A 16,338-nucleotide genomic window follows, 5' to 3' on the forward strand; every position below is an offset into this window, starting at 1 on the left:
AGGTCAACAAGATCTATATCAAAACAACTTAGTTTTGGTTAAAATATCAGCCTCGTAGCATATAATGCTACGAGGCTTTTTTATTCATAAAGTTTTATTCTTAAATTAATAGAAGTAGGGTTGTGATGAATCGTGTAAGTATTCCCCAAGGCATAATGGCCTTGTTTTTAATATCGCTGATTTTTTTACTTAGTGGATGTAATGAAAAACCGCAGCCAGAGAGCTTTTACCTAGAAGGTAAAACAATGGGTACTACTTACCATATTAAATTTTACGATGAGCAGCCTCAGCGCGACGTAGTAGTGCTTAAAGAGGAAGTTGATGCTGTTTTACACGATATAAATCAGTCTATGTCAACGTACATACCTGACTCTGAAATAAACACTTTTAACCGTTTACCAGCCAATGAAGTAATGCCAATAAGTGCAGACTTTAGAGCGGTTGTTACTGAGTCAATTCGATTAGGCGAATCAACTAAAACTCTCGATGTTACTATGGGGCCGCTCATTGATTTATGGGGTTTTGGCCCTAATAAAAAACCAACTAAGCGCCCAAGCGATGCAGCCCTAGCAAAAATGTTGGCAAATATTGGCGTTGATAAACTTACCTTAACTGAGCAAGGTTTGGCTAAAACCGTTGATGGCTTAGAGCTGACGTTTTCGGCAACCGCTAAAGGTTATGGCATAGATAAAGTAGCGCAACTTTTAGAAAGCCATAATATTAGTAACTATATGGTAGAAATTGGTGGCGAGCTGCGTATAAGCGGTGTTAAACCCAATAATCAAGACTGGAAAATAGCCATTGAACAACCTGATGCACAGCCAGGTGAGCGTGAAGTGCATCGAGTTTTAGCGCCCGGTACCAATGGTATTGCTACATCGGGCGATTACCGTATTTTTTATGAAATGGAAGGTGAAACATACAGCCATTTAATCGATCCAGTAACAGGTATGCCTAGCCGTCACGATTTAGTATCGGTAACAGTATTGCACCCAAGTGCTATGACAGCAGACGGGCTTGCAACGGCATTAACCGTAATGGGTATGAAAAAAGCCCAAGCTTATGCACAAAAACATGATTTACCAGTGTATTTAATAGGAAAGTCAGATGAGGGTTTAATAACATATTCAAGCCCTGCATTTAAGCCTTATTTATAACGCTTAGGTTTATATTTTAATCACTAAGGTATATAATAACAGTTGCTCAAATATGTTTGAGCCTAATTTATTGCTGAACAATAGGGGCTAAGCAATGTCACTTTTTCTTCTTACTTTTACTTTACTTATTTTGATTGTGGCAGCGATGGCTGTGGGCATGATTGTACAAAAAAAATCTATGGCTGGTAGTTGTGGTGGCCTAGGTGCCGTAGGTATTGATAAAGCCTGCGATTGCGATGATCCATGTGATAAACGTAAACAGCGCATGGCAAAAGAGCAAGTTTGGAAAGAAAACCAAATTATGTAACGTATTTTTTATTTAAAACATACGTGTAAAAAAAGCCCCCAATATTTAATTATTGGGGGCTTTTTTATATGCGTTATTAATAGCAGAGTAATAACGCATATAAAACGAAAACTAACTTAAGGCTAATTAAATTGTTATTGAACTGGACGTTGTTTTATCAATATAAATAAGCAAAATTTGATTAGGTATAAAAATTAATGAAGTAAAAATGCTAAATATTTATTATTTTTTCTTGTGCAGCCCACTCGCTTTGTTATACTCACGTTCGAACTTTCAGTAAGTTTTGAAAGTTTGATTGATGCAAATCAATTTCCACTTAGCAAGTTTGTGCTAGTCGGATCTAATTGTATTTAGCAGCTGATTTTAGGCTTACAGCAGGTGTGATTTGTTATTTTTCATTATTTGCGTATTGAGTTATTTTTGTTATTAGTCATTTAAGTAGGTTAATGTCTTTGAACGCACTATCTTGTAATCATACTAATGTTCAGCTTGCCTTTGGTGAGAGTGCATTGTGTGGGCGCTTGAATAAGGCTGGAAAAGGCGTGTGCGTGGCTATAACATTAGTCGTATTTAATACCCTAATGCTGCTAAGCGGAGCTGCAGAGGATGCATTTAGCCTTGAAGCTTTGTTAAGCGATAACACTTTTGTAGAGCCGTTATTACTAACAATTGCTGAATTTTTAGCTTATCCGATTATTTCTAGCCAGTTACTTATTGGCCTTTGTTGGTTATTGTTTCATACATTTTCAGCACGTCGTGCTGGAATAATCCTCCGTAAAGCAGCCTTTGCTTTTAGCGAGGCTAAAGTTAGCCAACCAGTGCAAGCCGCACATGGTTGTCGTGCTCCACCTAGCTTTACAGGTTGTCTGTAAGGTTACCCCTTGTCATTGGTTTAATTATTTTGTCTTGCTGTAAATAATTAGCCTGTTGTAAACAAAGTAGCTCAGTGTTTTTTAAACACATTTCAGCCAACCACCACTCACCCAAGTTAACTTTTATTACGTTATATAAATGCGTTTAGAAAGCTGGGTTTGTTGCTAGGTCTTTATTGGCATGAGCTTTAGATTTTGAATAGCCCCCTTATTTTTTATAATTTGATATTAGTTAACTTGGGTTTACCGATAAACCGTTGCTTAGCGCTATTTTAAAGCAGCACCTTAGAACTTTTAGGTTTGTAGGATAGTCCCTTGATAATTCGTAACCTCTGTAATATTGCTTTAGCTAGTACAGTACTGGCGTTGTCAGGCTGTAAAGGCGGGATACTCGATCCAAAAGGGCAGATAGGCATTGATGAGAAAAACTTAATCATCATAGCTACTGTGCTTATGTTACTGGTAGTGATCCCCGTTATTGTGATGACTTTATATTTCGCTTGGAAATATAGAGACACACAAACTCATGAAATTTACGCTCCCAAATGGGCTCATTCTAATAAGATTGAAGCTGTTGTGTGGGCTGTTCCTATTGTTATTGTTGTTATTTTAGGTGTTATTACTTGGCAGTCTACACAAGCGCTAGACCCTTATAAACCAATTGAAGGCAAAGGCAAGCACCTCACTGTAGAAGTGGTATCGCTAAACTGGAAGTGGTTATTTATTTACCCTGAGCAAGGCATTGCTACGGTTAACGAGTTGGTGTTTCCGGCAAACGTGCCTGTTGAATATAAAATCACTTCAGAGAGCACCATGAATTCATTTTTTATTCCGCAATTGGGGAGTCAAATATACTCAATGGCTGGCATGGAAACCAAGCTGCATTTAATCGCCAATGAACCGGGTACTTTTAAAGGTTTTTCGGCCAATTACAGTGGTGCAGGTTTTACCGGTATGAAGTTTAATGCCATTGCTACTCCTACCCAAGCCGGTTTTGACAAATGGGTAAGCGATATAAAAGCACAAGGTAATAACCTTACTCATGCAAATTATGTTGAGCTGGCTAAAGCGAGCGAAAACAACCAGGTGGCCTATTACGGCGACGTTGAAGCAGGCTTATTTCATACCATAGTGATGAAATATATGGGCGCACACGGCGATATGAATAAAAAGCACCCTGCAATGGGCGAGCATTCAACGCACTCATCTCACAGCCAAGGCGAGGAATAACCATGTTGTTTTTAGGTAAACTTTCAATGGATGCAATTCCGTTTCATGAACCCATTATTATGGTAACCATGGCCGTTATTGCATTAGCTGGGCTTATTATTGCCGGGCTTATTACAAAATATAAAAAATGGGGCGTGCTGTGGCGCGACTGGATCACCTCGGTTGATCATAAACGCTTAGGCGTAATGTACATTTTATTAGCGTTAATTATGCTATTTCGTGGGTTTTCTGATGCCATTATGATGCGTGCTCAGTTAGCACTTGCTACCAGTGGCGCTCCTGGGTATTTGCCACCAGAACATTACGACCAAATATTTACCGCACACGGCGTTATTATGATTATCTTTATGGCCATGCCATTTATGATAGGTTTAATGAATATTATAGTGCCATTGCAAATTGGCGCACGTGATGTCGCTTTTCCATTTTTAAATAACTTAAGCTTTTGGCTTACTGCCAGTGGCGCTATTTTAATTAATTTGTCACTTATTTTTGGTGAGTTTGCAAAAACAGGTTGGGTGGCTTATCCACCGCTCTCGGAGCTAACTTTTAGTGCCGGGGTGGGGGTCGACTATTATATATGGGCGTTGCAAATATCAGGGCTTGGCACACTATTAACCGCAGTAAACTTTTTAGTTACCGTGTTTAAAATGCGTGCACCAGGTATGAGCTTAATGAAAATGCCGGTTTTTACTTGGACCTGTACATGGGCTAATATTTTAATTGCCGCATCATTCCCTATTTTAACTGCCGTTTTGGCCATGCTAACGCTTGACCGTTATCTCGATTTTCACTTCTTTACCAATGATCTGGGCGGAAACGCCATGATGTACATCAACCTATTTTGGGCGTGGGGTCATCCAGAGGTTTATATTTTAGTGCTGCCAGCATTTGGTGTGTTCTCTGAAATAATTTCTACCTTTACCAGCAAACGTCTATTTGGTTATAAGTCGATGATTTACGCCAGTGGTGCTATCTCTATTTTAGGCTTTATTGTGTGGTTACATCACTTTTTTACCATGGGTTCGAGCGCCAACGTTAATGCGTTTTTTGGGGTAATGACCATGGTTATTGCCGTACCAACCGGGGTTAAATTGTTCAACTGGTTATTTACTATTTACCGTGGCCGTTTACGTATAACCGTACCCGTATTATGGACGCTTGGCTTTATGGTTACCTTTACCGTAGGTGGCATGACCGGGGTGCTATTAGCAATACCTGGTGCCGACTACGTACTGCATAACAGTTTGTTTTTAATCGCACATTTTCATAATACTATTATTGGTGGCGCGGTATTTGGCTACCTTGCTGGCTTTGCATTTTGGTTCCCTAAAGCAATGGGCTTTAAGCTAAATGAAGGCTGGGGTAAAGGCGCATTTTGGTGTTGGATTATTGGCTTTTTTGTCGCGTTTATGCCGCTGTACGTATTAGGCTTTTTAGGTATGACCCGTCGTTTAAATCACACCAATAACCCAGATTGGAATATTTGGTTATACATAGCTGCAGTAGGCGCAGTCATTATTATGTTTGGTATTATTTGCCAAGTAATTCAATTGTATGTGAGCTTTAGAGACCGTGAAGCACTTGACGATGCTACCGGCGATCCATGGAACGGTCACACGCTTGAGTGGTCAACATCGTCACCACCACAGGCTTATAACTTTGCCCAAATACCGCATGTTGACGATATTGATGCCTGGACCGACATGAAAGAAAAAGGCCAAGCTTATCAAGGTAAAATAAGCTATAGCCCAATTCATATGCCTAAAAACACTTCGGCAGGGGTACTTATGGCTGCTAGTTTAACCGCATTTTGTTTTGCCATGATCTGGCATATTTGGTGGTTAGCTGCGGCAGGTTTAGTAGGAGGCATAGCTATATTTATCAAACGTTGTTATGCAAGCGATGTTGACTACTATGTGCAGCCCGACGAAGTAGCACGTATTGAACAAGCACATAACTTAAGTGCCACTATTTTAGCCACTGATAAGGAGCTAAACGCATGAGTACCTTGTCTGTTAGTCAAGAGTCAGTAACTTTAAACTCTGCAATTGTAAATACCAAACAGGATCATGATGCTCACGCGCATCATGATACCTCTAGTAATACTACTTTTGGTTTTTGGCTTTACTTAATGACCGATTGCCTATTGTTTGCCTCGTTTTTTGCTACCTACGCGGTGTTGTTTATGAACACCGCTGGCGGCGTATCGGGTAAAGATATTTTTGAACTCGACTTTGTAGCAGTAGAAACTGCCGCACTGCTTATTAGTAGTATTACCTTTGGTTTTGCAATGATAGCCGCGCAAGGGCAAAAAAAGGCGCTGACCTTAATATGGTTAGCGGTTACTTTTTGTTTAGGTGTGGTGTTTATTAGTATGGAGGTTTACGAATTTAATCACCTAATTGTGCATGGCAATGGTCCACAAAAAAGTGCTTTTTTAACCTCGTTTTTTGCATTAGTTGGCTTGCATGGTTTACACGTAACCGCAGGTTTAATTTGGATGAGTGTAATGATGATTGAAGTTGCTAAACGTGGCTTAGGTAAAGCAACCGTAACGCGTTTGAGCTGCTTAAGCTTGTTTTGGCACTTTTTAGATATTGTGTGGATTTGTGTATTCACCCTAGTTTATTTAATGGGAGCAATGTAATGAGCCACAGCGAAACACATGCTTTAAAGCAAATGCAAAATGAGCATCACCACGATGAATCTCACGGCAGTGTTAAAAGTTATTTAATTGGTTTTGTATTGTCGGTAATTTTAACCGCTATACCATTTTATATGGTAATGAGTGGCGACTTTTCAAAAGCAACCACGCTTTACAGCATTATTACTCTAGCCGTAGTACAAATTTGGGTACATTTAAAATACTTTTTACACCTTAATTTTATTACCGAAGATGGCCGTGCAAGTACCTTCTCGTTTTTATTCAGTGCCCTAATTATTGTTATGGTGGTTGGGCTATCTGTTTGGATTATTTACGAATCTAACGCAATGATGATGTATTAGGAGCTAAAGATGTTTCGTCGTTATTTATCAGTAACTAAGCCAGGTATTATTATGGGTAACTTAATCAGCGTAGCGGGCGGGTTTTTACTAGCCTCCCGCGGTGATATAAACCCATGGCTAATGGTTGCTACCTTAATTGGCTTATCGCTAGTGGTTGCATCAGGTTGTGCTATTAATAATGTGATTGACCGAGATATCGATATTGCCATGGCGCGTACTCGCACCCGGGTAACAGTAACGGGCGAAATGTCTGCAATGGCTGCTTTATGTCATGGGGTGGTATTGGGGATTATAGGCTTTGGTTTATTAATAGCTTATACCACTCCTGCGGCAGTATTTTTTGCCGCTTTTGGTTACTTTATTTATGTAGGGGTTTATAGCCTTTACATGAAGCGTAACTCAGTTTATGGCACTTTTATTGGCAGTTTATCGGGAGCTGTGCCACCGGTTGTTGGTTACTGCGCAGTATCTGGGGAGTTTGATATGGGGGCGTTAATTTTACTGGTAATGTTTAGCCTGTGGCAAATGCCACACTCATACGCCATTGCTATTTTTCGCTTTAAAGATTACCAAGCAGCGGGTATTCCTGTATTACCTGTAGCGCAAGGTATTGATAAAGCAAAACGCCATATTGTGCTTTATATTGCCATATATGCCTTGGTTGTAATGCTGCTACCTATTAGTGGTTATACCGGTGCTGCTTTTATGGCGGTTGCCTGTATTACTAGTTTTTGGTGGCTGTTAATGGCGCTGCGGGGCTATCGTCGTAATATAGATATAAGCGGCTGGGCGCGTCAAGTATTCGCGTTTTCAATTATTAATATTACTGCACTTAGTATTGCTATGGCGGTAGATTATCAAAGCATAGCGCCGCAGTTACTCGTACTTAGTTAATTTAATCATACCTAATTAATACACCTAGTTAATAGTACCGAGTTAATTCCAAAGTTAACAAAGGCTCTGAGATATTCGAGGAGCCTTTTTTCGTTTTAACGCCCGCTGCAATATGTATTTATAGCAAAACTCTAAAACTATTAAAAACGTGCTGCTTGCTCAACTACAATGCCATGACGCTGAGCTAAACGCTGGTGATCTCTGTCGTAACCGCCGCCAATAACCGTAGCTACCGGAGTGTTGTGCTCAAGGCAGCGTTTAAGTACGAGATGATCGCGCTGCTCTATACCTTGCCAGCTAATATCGAGTTTGCCTAAACCGTCTTGTTGCCACACATCAACTCCCGCATCGTACAGCACTAAATCGGGGTTTAGCTCTTTGAGCAAAAATTGCAGGGTGTCGTCAACTATGCCTAAATACTCAGCGTCTTGCATATTGTTAGTTAAACCAATATCTAAATCGCTAGGGGATTTACGGAACGGAAAGTTTTTTTCGCAATGAATCGAGCAGGTATACGCATAAGGCTGATGTTGCAGCATGGCCGCGGTGCCATCGCCTTGATGTACGTCTAAATCAAAAATAAGTACATTAGTAACCTCACCCGACTCAATTAGTGTTTGCGTAGTAAAAGCCAAGTCGTTAACCATGCAATAGCCTGAGCCAAAATCAGTATGCGCGTGGTGTGTACCGCCTGCTAAATGGCATGCCATACCGTGTTTAAGGGCTAAGCGAGCGGTTTGTAGTGTACCTTGTGGGGCTGTAAAGGTACGCGCCATTAGCTCTTTTGACCAAGGTAGACCAATACGGCGCATGGCTTTTTCGTCTAATTGATTATGATATAGATCGTGAATATAGTTTTCGCAGTGTACAAATTCTAGTGCCTCTGGCGTACCTAATAACGGCTGTACTAAGTTATCGCCAACTAATCCTAACTGCTTAACGTGCTGGTATAAATGTGCAAATTTACTCATTACAAAGCGATGTTTAGGATCAAAGCTAAACGAGTAATTAGGATGATAAACTAACGGCAAGTGAGGATTTAGGGTCATAAAATTCTATTTGTAGTTATAGTTATAAAACAAAAGCCCTACATAAATGCAGGGCTTAATTATTGCCTAGAGCTTAAAATTAGCTATTAACCAATCTTTTTGTACTTAATACGCTTAGGTTGAGTTGCCTCAGCACCTAACGTCTTTTTAAGCCACTCTTCGTATTCAGTGTAGTTACCATCAAAGAAGTTAATTTGGCCTTCGTCGCGGTAATCTAAAATATGTGTAGCAATACGGTCAAGGAACCAACGGTCATGCGATATACACATTACACAACCAGGAAACTCTAAAATAGCGTTTTCTAGTGCACGTAGTGTTTCAACGTCCAAGTCGTTAGTTGGCTCATCGAGTAGTAACACGTTACCGCCAGCTTTTAATAACTTAGCAAGGTGTAAACGGTTACGTTCACCACCCGATAGGTCTTTAACAAATTTTTGCTGATCGTTACCTTTAAAGTTAAAACGGCTAACGTAAGCACGGCTTGGGAACTCAAAATTACCAATTTTAAGTACGTCTTGCCCGTCTGATATTTCTTGGAAAACAGTTTTGCTTTCGTCCATACCGTCACGGAACTGATCAACCGTTGCAATGTGTACGCTTTCACCTATGGTGATGTTGCCGCTGTCTTGCTGTTGCTCGCCGCTGATCATTTTAAACAGTGTTGATTTACCCGCGCCGTTAGCACCAATAATGCCCACAATGGCACCTTTTGGCATGCTAAAGCTTAAATCGTCGATTAATACACGGTCGCCAAAGCTTTTACGTAAGTTAGTTATTTCAAGCACTTGATCCCCTAAACGTGGGCCAGGCGGAATAAACATTTCGTTAGTTTCGTTACGTTTTTGATAATCAGACTGCTGCATTTCGGTAAACTGCGCCATACGTGCTTTTGACTTAGCTTGGCGGCCTTTAGGGTTTGAACGAACCCATTCAAGCTCTTGCGCAATTGACTTTTGACGTGCTTTTTCAGATTTTTGCTCTTGTTGTAGGCGCGCATCTTTTTGCTCTAACCACGAAGAGTAGTTACCTTCCCATGGAATACCTTCACCACGGTCAAGCTCTAAAATCCAACCTGCTACATTATCTAGGAAGTAACGGTCATGCGTTACCGCCACAACTGTGCCTTCGTAATCGTGTAAGAAGCGCTCTAACCAGGCAACCGACTCAGCGTCTAAGTGGTTAGTTGGCTCATCGAGAATAAGCATGTCTGGTTTTTCAAGTAACAGTCGGCATATAGCAACACGGCGGCGTTCACCACCCGAAAGGTGCTCAATTTTAGCATCCCACTCAGGTAAACGTAGTGCATCGGCAGCGCGCTCTAAAACGTTGTCTATGTTGTGACCATCGTGCGCTTGAATAACCGCTTCAAGCTCGCCTTGCTCTTTTGCAAGTGCGTCAAAGTCAGCGTCTTCCATGGCGTATTCGTTATACACTTCGTCAAGGCGTTTAAGCGCGTATTTAACTTCGCCAACAGCTTGCTCAACGATTTCGCGTACGGTTTTGCTTTCGTCTAAAACAGGTTCTTGCGGTAAGTAACCAATTTTAGTGCCTGGTTGTGGAAAGGCATCACCTTCAAAGTCTTGGTCAACACCGGCCATAATACGTAGCAATGTTGATTTACCAGAGCCGTTTAAACCAAGCACACCAATTTTAGCGCCCGGGAAAAAGTGTAACGAGATGTCTTTTAAGATAGTGCGCTTAGGTGGCACAACCTTAGAAACTCGACTCATCGAGAATATAAATTTATCAGGTAAAACCATGGAAAAAACCTTCAAATAATAATAAAAATTACAATGCTCTATTGTAGTGGTTGACGGGTAAGGCAGTCAACGAATGGCCAATTTTAAACCGACAAACAAACTATAAAGTGCACAAAAACGATTATAAAATAGGATGAAAAAATTTCATTTGGATATTTAGACATCTATCCATCTATTGGTTGATATTTTTTCTTATCTGTTCATAATAAGTTTTCGGTTTTGATGAATAGGAGTAAAAGGATGCCAATTACAGTAAAAGACGAGCTACCAGCTATTGCTCGCCTGCGCCAAGAAAACGTATTTGTAATGCCACAAACTCGTGCAAAAACGCAAGAAATTCGCCCCATGCGTTTGGCTATTCTTAATTTAATGCCTAATAAAGTTGAAACCGAAGTACAGTTTATTCGTTTGCTTGCCAATTCGCCCTTGCAAGTAAATGTAGAACTACTGCGTCTAGACACTCATCGCAGTAGCAGTAATTCAGAGCAGCACCTAGACACCTTTTATCGTTATTTTTCAGAAGTAAAAAACAATAACTACGATGCATTAATAGTTACCGGCGCGCCGCTAGCGCATTTAGAGTACCAGGATGTAGCTTATTGGGATGAGTTTACCGCAATTTTAGATTGGGCTGAGCAGCATGTTACGTCTACACTTTTTTCGTGTTGGGCAGCGCATGCAGCGCTTTATCATCATTATAAAATAAAGCGCGATTTAAAAACCGATAAACTGTGCGGCGTATTTACGCACCAATGTTACTTTGAACATGGGGCGTTAACGCGCGGCTTTGACGACACCTTTTTAGTACCGCATTCGCGTTATGGCCATGTAGATGTAAATAAAATAAATGCTTGCAATGAACTATTCGTGCTAGCGGGTTCTGAGAAAGTAGGTGCTTACTTAGTTAAAAATAAGTCGGGCAGCCAAGTGTTTATTACCGGCCACCCAGAGTATGACGCCGACTCGTTAAAAGCTGAATACCAACGCGATTGCGAAAAAAGCGACAATGCGCCCAAACCCGAAAATTACTTTCCAGATGATGATGCAACTAAACAACCTTCAAAAACGTGGCAAAGCCATGCTTTTTTACTTTTTTCGAACTGGTTAAATTATTACGTGTACCAAACTACACCCTATGATATTAATTTAGTTAGCCAAGACGTAAGGACTAACAACTATGCCGAATAACCCTCTTAATAATGACCAAAATAAGCACGACGAACTAAGTGCAGCGTTAAAAGAGCGAATTTTAATTTTAGACGGCGCTATGGGCACTATGATCCAAGCACACCAATTAGAAGAGCAAGACTATCGCGGTGAGCGCTTTAAAGATTGGCATGTACTTATTCGCGGTAATAACGATTTACTAAGCCTTACGCAGCCTAAAATAATTACCGATATTCATCGTAGCTTTTTAGCTGCCGGTGCCGATATTATCGAAACCAATACCTTTAACTCCACCACCATTTCGATGGAAGATTACGACATGGCTAATTTAAGCCGTGAAATAAACCTAGAGTCGGCAAAATTGGCACGGCTACTTTGCGATGAGTTTAGTGCTAAAACACCCGAAAAACCACGTTATGTAGCGGGCGTACTTGGGCCAACATCAAAAACTTGTTCATTGTCGCCCGATGTAAACGATCCGGGTTATCGTAATGTTACTTTTGATCGTTTAGTTACTGCCTATGTAGAATCGACCTTGGCACTGATGGAAGGTGGCGCCGATATTATTTTAATCGAAACCATATTCGATACCCTCAATGCTAAAGCTGCATCGTTTGCAGTAGAGGAAGCGTTTGAGCAAGCAGGGCGCACATTACCAGTTATGATCTCCGGCACTATTACCGATGCCTCTGGGCGTACGCTTTCGGGGCAAACTACCGAAGCCTTTTATAACTCTATTCGCCATATTAAACCGCTTTCTATTGGCCTTAACTGCGCCTTAGGCCCAGATTTACTGCGCCAATATGTGCAAGAGTTGTCGCGTGTATGCGAAACCTTTACCTCAGTGCATCCCAATGCAGGCTTGCCTAACGAATTTGGTGGCTACGACCTAGAAGCAAAAGAAATGGCAACCGAAATTATTGATTGGGGTAAGTCGGGCTTTATTAATATTGTAGGTGGTTGCTGCGGCACCACACCTGCGCATATTCGCGCCTTTGCAAAAGGGCTTGAAGGCGTTAAACCACGCCAGTTGCCAGAAATTGAAGTACGCATGCGTTTATCGGGCCTCGAAGCCTGTAACTTAAATTAAGGAGCCGCCAACATGACTCAAAAAATAGCAGTATTTACTAATGTCGGCGAACGTACCAATGTAACCGGCTCCGCCATGTTTAAACGTTTGATCATGGAAGAAGACTATGAAACCGCGTTAACAGTTGCTCGCGAACAAGTAGAAAACGGCGCGCAGGTAATTGATATAAACATGGACGAAGCCATGTTGGACTCAAAAGCCGCCATGGTTAAGTTTTTAAATTTAATTGCCTCAGAACCTGATATTTCTCGCGTACCTATCATGGTCGACTCCTCTAAATGGGAAGTAATAGAAGCCGGTTTAAAGTGTATTCAAGGCAAAGCTATTGTTAACTCAATTTCGTTAAAAGAAGGCGAAGAGCCGTTTATTCGTCAAGCCAAAACCATTAAACGTTTTGGTGCAGCGGCTGTAGTTATGGCCTTTGACACCGACGGCCAAGCCGCCACCGCCGATAGAAAGTTTGAAATATGTGAGCGTAGCTACAAAATATTAGTAGAAGAAGTTGGCTTTGCGCCCGAAGACATTATTTTTGACCCAAATATATTTGCTGTAGCCACAGGGATAGAAGAGCACGACAACTACGCGGTCGAATTTATTGAAGGCACACGGCGCATAAAGCAAAACTTGCCGCACTGTAAAGTGTCGGGTGGGGTGTCGAATGTGTCGTTTTCGTTTCGCGGTAATAACCCAGTACGTGAAGCTATTCACTCAGTATTTTTATATCACGCTATTCAAGCGGGTATGGATATGGGGATTGTTAACGCGGGGCAACTGGCGGTTTACGACGACATACCAGAAGAACTACGCAAAGCCGTTACAGACGTAATACTCAACACCGATCCAGGTGCAGGCGAGCGTTTAGTAGAGCTTGCGCCTAAGTACTCAGGCATGGCACAAGCTGAGCGCGTTGAAGATTTAGAATGGCGCAGTTGGAGCGTTGAAAAACGCCTTGAGCATGCCCTTGTTAAAGGCATTACCGAATACATAGAAGTAGATACCGAAGAGTGCCGCGCTGCTGCCGCTAAACCTATTCACGTAATTGAAGGCCCGTTAATGGACGGCATGAACGTAGTAGGTGACTTATTTGGTGCAGGTAAAATGTTTTTACCACAAGTAGTTAAATCGGCCCGTGTAATGAAGCGCGCCGTAGCCTACCTAGATCCCTACATTGAGCTTGAAAAAGAAGAAGGTTCAACCAACGGCAAAATTGTGATGGCCACAGTAAAAGGCGACGTACACGATATAGGTAAAAACATTGTTGGCGTAGTACTGCAATGTAATAACTACGAAGTAATTGACTTAGGCGTAATGGTGCCTGCTGATAAAATACTGCAAACCGCAATCGATGAAAAAGCCGATATTATTGGTTTATCGGGGCTAATTACCCCATCGCTTGACGAAATGGTACACGTAGCCAAAGAAATGAAACGCCGTGGTTTTGAACTGCCGCTGTTAATTGGTGGTGCTACTACATCAAAAGCGCACACCGCCGTTAAAATTGAGCCTCAGTACGATAAAGGCGTAGTGTATGTAAGTAACGCCAGCCGTGCAGTGGGTGTGGTTTCAAACTTATTATCGAAAGAGCACAAAAGTGACTTTTTAGAAAAAACACAAGCCGAATACGTTAAAGTACGCGAGCAACAGGCGCGTAAAAAACCACGCTCAAAACCAGTGACAATTCAGCGTGCTCGCGATAACGCTGCAAAACTCGATTGGGATAACTACACACCACCAGTGCCTAAGCAGCTTGGCGTGCAAGAGTTTAAAAACGTATCAATTACTACTTTGCGTAAATACATAGATTGGACGCCATACTTTATGACCTGGTCAATTGCTGGTAAATACCCGCGCATAATGACCGATGAAGTAGTTGGCGAGCAAGCGCAAAGCTTATTTAAAGACGCCAACGACATGTTAGACGACCTTGAAAAAGCAGGCAGTTTGCAACCACTGGGTGTAATTGGTTTATTCCCTGCAAACCGCGTTGGCGACGACATAGAAATATACACAGACGAAACACGCAAAGAGGTGTTAACTACCTCGTGCCATTTACGCCAGCAAACCGAAAAAACCGACTTTGCTAACTACTGCCTAGCCGATTACATAGCCCCAAAAGGTACGCCAGATTACTTTGGCGCATTTGCAGTAACGGGGGGGTTGGAAGAAGACGACCTAGCTAATGCGTTTGACGCCCAGCAAGACGACTACAACAAAATAATGATTAAAGCCGTTGCCGACAGGCTCGCCGAAGCGTTTGCCGAGTACCTACACGAGCAAGTACGTAAAGAATACTGGGGTTTTGCACCAGATGAAAACCTAGAAAACGATGAGCTAATACGCGAAAACTACCAAGGTATTCGCCCAGCGCCAGGCTACCCAGCGTGCCCAGAGCACACCGAGAAAAAGAAAATTTGGCAGTTGCTCGACACCGAAAAACGTATTGGTATGCAGCTCACCAGCTCGTACGCCATGTGGCCAGGTGCGGCCGTTTCGGGCTGGTACTTTTCACACCCTGAGGCAAAATACTACGCAGTAGCAGCGGTACAAAAGGATCAGGTTGAAGATTACGCTAAACGAACCAATATGACGCTGGAAGAAGCTGAAAGATGGCTGTCGCCTAATTTGGGGTATGATCCGGAATAGAGCGGAGCGGTCAGTTATCAGTAAAACAAAAACGAGCCAAATTTGGCTCGTTTTTAACAACTATTGTGACCAATTAATTCAGTGTCTAGAATTAATTGGCCACAACACATTAATTTTATTATTCAATTTTTTAGATTAGTTTTTAGGTTGGCCACCAAGACAAATCAGTTCATTGGCTTCTTCTTTGCTCAAGTCACTTAGGAGTAAATCTAAGGTGATCTCAGTGCGTCGTTGGGCTGAACCAAACTTGTCAAAACCACCACACTTCACGGTGTCAATTTTTACCAGTGCGATAGTTTGGCTGTTGTCTTTTATCTCAATGTTCAAATAGCGCATATAACTAGCCATGTCCCACCACCAGTTTGCAGAGTAAGTCAGCTTAGGGTTATTTGTTACGTTAGAGTTAGACTGTGAAATATCGACAATTTGATATTTAAAGCCGTATTTATCTAACTTGCCAGCAATGATATGTTTAATTGAATCTTTAGTTTTACCATCATCGATTATTTGTATATTTTTGTTTGTTAAACTTTTTGAATCTAGTTTTTGAAGCTCAACAATTGCATTGTTAGCACAACCAGAGAGTAACAATATTGTAGATATAGCGGTGAAGCATCTTAACATTAAATTAATTTCCAATAATTATATAGATCTTATAAATAATACCATGGTAAAAATTAAACAGACACCCACCTTAATATTTGTAATATCAGTGTAATTAACTATGCTCTGTTTAGTGCAATAATTAAGCAGGGTGTCACATGGCTATCGCAAGAAAACGTCAGGTTAGTTTGGTCGATACAAAATACTATCACTGTATTTCGCGCTGTGTACGCCGTGCATTTTTATGCGGCGTAGACAACTTTACTAATCAATCGTATGAACATCGCAGAGGGTGGGTTGAAAGCAAGTTACTTGCCCTCGCTAACGTATTTTGTATCGATGTGTGTGCGTATGCAGTAATGAGTAATCACACCCACTTAGTACTCTATGTTGATGATAAAAAAGCCAAGCGACTAACCGATAAAGCCATTGTTCAGCGGTGGCACAGGCTTTGTAAAGGCACTGTACTCACTAACAAATATCTGCAAGGTGAAGAGCTAAGTAAAATTGAATGGCTCTTTCTAAATGAAACAATCATTGAATACCGAGAACGCTTA

The 16,338-nt window shown here is 41.4% G+C and carries 14 protein-coding genes and 1 pseudogene; 12 read left to right on the forward strand and 3 right to left on the reverse strand.

Translation table 11 applies throughout. The annotated features are described in order from the left end of the window. The first annotated feature begins 125 nt into the window (after window positions 1-125). The 8 genes from H5058_RS14145 to cyoE all read left to right on the forward strand — a co-directional run bounded on the left by H5058_RS14145 (window position 126) and on the right by cyoE (window position 7,469). Window positions 126-1,157, forward strand: coding sequence for an FAD:protein FMN transferase (locus H5058_RS14145; protein ID WP_011328892.1), 1,032 nt, complete (start codon window positions 126-128; stop codon window positions 1,155-1,157). Between the two features lie 94 nt (window positions 1,158-1,251). Further along, window positions 1,252-1,464: a (Na+)-NQR maturation NqrM gene (gene nqrM / locus H5058_RS14150; RefSeq protein WP_011328891.1), complete on the forward strand. Its 213-nt coding sequence runs from the start codon at window positions 1,252-1,254 to the stop codon at window positions 1,462-1,464. 452 nt (window positions 1,465-1,916) lie between these two features. Beyond that, window positions 1,917-2,336, forward strand: coding sequence for a hypothetical protein (locus H5058_RS14155; RefSeq protein ID WP_041454755.1), 420 nt, complete (start codon window positions 1,917-1,919; stop codon window positions 2,334-2,336). Between the two features lie 315 nt (window positions 2,337-2,651). Beyond that, window positions 2,652-3,566, forward strand: coding sequence for a ubiquinol oxidase subunit II (gene cyoA / locus H5058_RS14160; protein ID WP_086993897.1), 915 nt, complete (start codon window positions 2,652-2,654; stop codon window positions 3,564-3,566). Between the two features lie 2 nt (window positions 3,567-3,568). Beyond that, window positions 3,569-5,572 carry a cytochrome o ubiquinol oxidase subunit I gene (gene cyoB / locus H5058_RS14165; protein ID WP_179807874.1) on the forward strand — a complete coding sequence of 668 codons (2,004 nt, stop codon included), beginning with the start codon at window positions 3,569-3,571 and terminating at the stop codon, window positions 5,570-5,572. Then, window positions 5,569-6,216, forward strand: a complete 648-nt coding sequence (cyoC, locus tag H5058_RS14170; protein WP_011328886.1) for a cytochrome o ubiquinol oxidase subunit III — start codon at window positions 5,569-5,571, stop codon at window positions 6,214-6,216. The genes cyoB and cyoC overlap by 4 nt, the downstream gene beginning before the upstream one ends. Then, complete coding sequence (cyoD, locus tag H5058_RS14175) at window positions 6,216-6,575, forward strand: cytochrome o ubiquinol oxidase subunit IV (protein ID WP_011328885.1); 360 nt, start codon at window positions 6,216-6,218, stop codon at window positions 6,573-6,575. The genes cyoC and cyoD overlap by 1 nt, the downstream gene beginning before the upstream one ends. Window positions 6,576-6,584: 9 nt before the next feature. Beyond that, on the forward strand, window positions 6,585-7,469 hold the full coding sequence (gene cyoE / locus H5058_RS14180) for a heme o synthase (protein WP_089368635.1): 885 nt from the start codon (window positions 6,585-6,587) through the stop codon (window positions 7,467-7,469). 140 nt (window positions 7,470-7,609) lie between these two features. Here the strand turns inward: cyoE and H5058_RS14185 are convergent, their stop codons facing one another. After that, window positions 7,610-8,518: a histone deacetylase gene (locus tag H5058_RS14185; RefSeq protein WP_182678703.1), complete on the reverse strand. Its 909-nt coding sequence runs from the start codon at window positions 8,516-8,518 to the stop codon at window positions 7,610-7,612. Window positions 8,519-8,604: 86 nt separating this feature from the next. Further along, on the reverse strand, window positions 8,605-10,278 hold the full coding sequence (gene ettA, locus H5058_RS14190; RefSeq protein ID WP_011328882.1) for an energy-dependent translational throttle protein EttA: 1,674 nt from the start codon (window positions 10,276-10,278) through the stop codon (window positions 8,605-8,607). A 240-nt stretch (window positions 10,279-10,518) separates the two neighbouring features. Here ettA and metA point away from each other — a divergent pair, with 240 nt between their 5' ends. The 3 genes from metA to metH are packed head-to-tail and all read left to right on the forward strand — an operon-like array spanning window position 10,519 to window position 15,178. Next, window positions 10,519-11,466, forward strand: coding sequence for a homoserine O-succinyltransferase (gene metA / locus H5058_RS14195; protein ID WP_182678704.1), 948 nt, complete (start codon window positions 10,519-10,521; stop codon window positions 11,464-11,466). After that, window positions 11,456-12,535: a homocysteine S-methyltransferase family protein gene (locus H5058_RS14200; protein ID WP_011328880.1), complete on the forward strand. Its 1,080-nt coding sequence runs from the start codon at window positions 11,456-11,458 to the stop codon at window positions 12,533-12,535. The genes metA and H5058_RS14200 overlap by 11 nt, the downstream gene beginning before the upstream one ends. A 12-nt stretch (window positions 12,536-12,547) precedes the next feature. After that, on the forward strand, window positions 12,548-15,178 hold the full coding sequence (metH, locus tag H5058_RS14205) for a methionine synthase (RefSeq protein WP_089368634.1): 2,631 nt from the start codon (window positions 12,548-12,550) through the stop codon (window positions 15,176-15,178). 135 nt (window positions 15,179-15,313) lie between these two features. Here the strand turns inward: metH and H5058_RS14210 are convergent, their stop codons facing one another. Then, a complete protein-coding gene (locus tag H5058_RS14210) occupies window positions 15,314-15,802 on the reverse strand; it encodes an Sbal_3080 family lipoprotein (RefSeq protein ID WP_011328878.1) in 489 nt (162 codons plus the stop codon). Window positions 15,803-15,939: 137 nt separating this feature from the next. Between H5058_RS14210 and H5058_RS14215 the strand changes: the two are divergent. Continuing rightward, a pseudogene (locus tag H5058_RS14215) lies at window positions 15,940-16,338 on the forward strand (transposase); the annotation flags it as partial.

Origin of the sequence: Pseudoalteromonas sp. SR45-4 (genome assembly GCF_014163535.1) — a bacterium.
GTDB lineage: Bacteria > Pseudomonadota > Gammaproteobacteria > Enterobacterales > Alteromonadaceae > Pseudoalteromonas > Pseudoalteromonas nigrifaciens.

Coding starts and splice junctions, on each gene's coding strand:
- H5058_RS14200 (WP_011328880.1), top strand. CDS start 11,456: ATGCCGAATAACCCTCTTAATAATGACCAAAATAAGCACGACGAACTA.
- nqrM (WP_011328891.1), top strand. CDS start 1,252: ATGTCACTTTTTCTTCTTACTTTTACTTTACTTATTTTGATTGTGGCA.
- H5058_RS14210 (WP_011328878.1), bottom strand. CDS start 15,802: ATGTTAAGATGCTTCACCGCTATATCTACAATATTGTTACTCTCTGGT.
- cyoE (WP_089368635.1), top strand. CDS start 6,585: ATGTTTCGTCGTTATTTATCAGTAACTAAGCCAGGTATTATTATGGGT.
- ettA (WP_011328882.1), bottom strand. CDS start 10,278: ATGGTTTTACCTGATAAATTTATATTCTCGATGAGTCGAGTTTCTAAG.
- H5058_RS14145 (WP_011328892.1), top strand. CDS start 126: ATGAATCGTGTAAGTATTCCCCAAGGCATAATGGCCTTGTTTTTAATA.
- cyoD (WP_011328885.1), top strand. CDS start 6,216: ATGAGCCACAGCGAAACACATGCTTTAAAGCAAATGCAAAATGAGCAT.
- H5058_RS14185 (WP_182678703.1), bottom strand. CDS start 8,518: ATGACCCTAAATCCTCACTTGCCGTTAGTTTATCATCCTAATTACTCG.
- cyoB (WP_179807874.1), top strand. CDS start 3,569: ATGTTGTTTTTAGGTAAACTTTCAATGGATGCAATTCCGTTTCATGAA.
- cyoC (WP_011328886.1), top strand. CDS start 5,569: ATGAGTACCTTGTCTGTTAGTCAAGAGTCAGTAACTTTAAACTCTGCA.
- metH (WP_089368634.1), top strand. CDS start 12,548: ATGACTCAAAAAATAGCAGTATTTACTAATGTCGGCGAACGTACCAAT.
- metA (WP_182678704.1), top strand. CDS start 10,519: ATGCCAATTACAGTAAAAGACGAGCTACCAGCTATTGCTCGCCTGCGC.